Genomic DNA, 2,411 nt, shown 5'->3' with positions numbered 1-2,411 from the left:
CCGGAGCAGGTCGAAGGCCGCGTTCGCATAGCCCAGCGCACGTTTGAATTCCTGCTCGGACATTCTTCCCCTCGCGCCCGCTGCACCACCTCGCCAAATCAGATGACGAACAGGTCAGGACATATGCGCAGAGTTATGGCCCAGCCAGCAGTAAATACAACTGGGTCAGGACCATAAAGGGGCCAAATACACAATCAAATCCGGTTTCAGGCGCTCGGCGCGCGGGTCGGTCGTAAGAGGAAAGCCGGAATCGGACCGTCATTGCCGAAGGGCGAGGTCGAGGGCGCCGAATCGGCGTCGGCCTCGGCGGCGCGGGGCCGGCTGCGTTCACGCTGCACCCGTTCCTTCGGCGGCCTGGCCTTTTCCGCCGCCGGTGCGGCTGGTGCCGCCTGAGAGGCGGGAGCCTCGGCGGCGGCGACCTCGGCGGCCGGACGGCCACGGGTGGCGCCGCGACGCGGCCGAGGCGCGCGGGCAGGGGTCTCGTCACCGGCATGCGGAGCGGGGGCCGAGCCGGCATCCAGATAGTCGATGGGCTTCTGGATCAACTTGACGATGGCGTCGAGATACTTGCCGTCGGCGGGGGCAACCAGCGTATAGGCGACGCCCGAGCGGCCGGCGCGGCCGGTGCGGCCGATGCGGTGGACATAGTCCTCGGCGTGCACGGGCACGTCGAAATTGAACACGTGGCTGACCTTGGGAATGTCGAGCCCGCGCGCGGCCACGTCGCTGGCCACCAGCAGGGTCAGCTTGTCGTGCTTGAAGGCATCCAGCGTTTCCATGCGGCTCTTCTGGTCCATGTCGCCATGCAGCGCCCCGGCGGAAAAGCCATGGCGCTGGAGCGAGCGGGCGAGGGTGGCCACGTCGCGCTTGCGATTGCAGAAGATGATGGCGTTGGTCAGCCCCTCGGCGCCGCGAATGCGCTCACGCAGCGCGGCGCGCTTCTCGTCGGGCTTGGAGGAAACCTTGACCAGCTTCTGGTCGATGGTCTCGGCGGTGGAACTGGTGCGGGCCACCTGCACGCGCACCGGGTCCTTGAGGAATTTCTTGGTCAGCCGCTCGATCTGCGGGTCCATGGTGGCCGAGAACAGCATGGTCTGGCGGCGCGGCGGCAGGCGCGAGCAGATCTTCTCGATATCGTCGATGAAGCCCATGTCGAGCATGCGGTCGGCCTCGTCGATGACCAGGATCTCGACGCCGGTGAGCAGGATCTTGCCGCGATCGAACTGGTCGAGAAGGCGCCCCGGCGTGGCGATGAGCACATCGACGCCGCGATCGAGCTTCTTGTTCTGGTCCTCGAAGCTCACCCCACCGATGATGAGGGCCATGGAGATGCGGTGATTCTTGCCGTATTTCTCGAAATTCTCGCTCACCTGCGCGGCCAATTCGCGCGTCGGCTCCAGGATGAGCGTGCGCGGCATGCGGGCGCGGGCCCGGCCATTTTCCAGAAGCGTCAGCATGGGCAGCACGAAAGAGGCCGTCTTGCCGGTGCCGGTCTGGGCAATGCCGATCAGGTCCTTCTTTTCCAGAAGATGCGGGATGGCCTGCGCCTGGATTTCGGTCGGCTTCGTATAGCCGGCGTCGGCGACGGCGCTGGTTACTTTGGTTGACAGACCAAGCGCGGAAAAATCATCAGTCAAGTTCGGTAAATCCACTCAGATTTGTGGCCCGAGGCCAGGTCCGTTCCGAAACATTCGGCCGGTGCGCCGGGGTCTTCAGCCGGAGACGGCAGGATAATGCCGGCGCATCCACGACTGGTCGGCCACCGGAAGGACGCGGCTTCGCCCATTCCACGGAGTGGCCCTGGCGCATTTCCAGACGGTCGAGCCCCATGACGGGGCAATCGCGCGAAAATGCGCAGCGGGGCGGACCATAGCGCAACCCCCTTGCCTGTCAACGGTTTTGCCGCATTTGCGGGCAAAGCCCCTCAATGTGGTTAGCGACGCGGATGCGCGGTTTTTTTGCGCTGGGGCGCCGCAATTCATTTGCTGGGCCGTTTGCGATTGGCTACAGCTTGGCCCGCCCCCGAAACCCCCGACACACAAAGGGCCTCCAATGAGCATGGATTCCGACACTGCTCCCGGCCCCGAGGCCGGGTCCGATCCCGATGTGTTCCGCGACAGCGAGGACCATATCAGCCCGCTCTGGCTGGAGCGGCTGAGCGCCTATCTGGACGCCGGCCGCAACGAGGACGTGGCCACGGTGATGGCGCCGCTGCACGCCGCCGATGTGGGCGACGTGCTCGAATCGCTCGATGCGGAAGAGCGCGTGCGCCTGGTGCGGGTGCTGGGCGACCGGTTCGACTATTCGGCGCTGACCGAGGTCGATGAATCGGTGCGCGTCGAGCTGATGGACGAATTGCCCAATGCGGAAATCGCGCGGGGCGTGGCCGGGCTCGACAATGACGACGCCGT

Annotated in this window: 2 protein-coding genes; one reads left to right on the top strand and one right to left on the bottom strand. The window is 65.5% G+C overall.

Going from position 1 to position 2,411, the window contains the following annotated elements:
• Positions 1 to 206 precede the first annotated feature (206 nt).
• Positions 207 to 1,637 (bottom strand): DEAD/DEAH box helicase, encoded by a 1,431-nt coding sequence (locus tag VDP82_RS17070; RefSeq protein ID WP_323016024.1) that lies wholly within the window; start codon positions 1,635 to 1,637, stop codon positions 207 to 209.
• Positions 1,638 to 2,052: 415 nt separating this feature from the next.
• On the opposite strand from VDP82_RS17070, the gene VDP82_RS17065 reads away from it, so the two are divergent.
• On the top strand, positions 2,053 to 2,411 hold a 359-nt coding region (locus VDP82_RS17065), incomplete at its 3' end, for a magnesium transporter MgtE N-terminal domain-containing protein (RefSeq protein ID WP_416347137.1).

The sequence above is a fragment of the Devosia sp. genome, from assembly GCF_034675085.1.
In the GTDB taxonomy this organism is placed as follows: domain Bacteria; phylum Pseudomonadota; class Alphaproteobacteria; order Rhizobiales; family Devosiaceae; genus Devosia.
The sequence above is the reverse complement of the archived record's forward strand: the minus strand, read 5'-3'. Positions and strand labels throughout refer to the sequence as shown.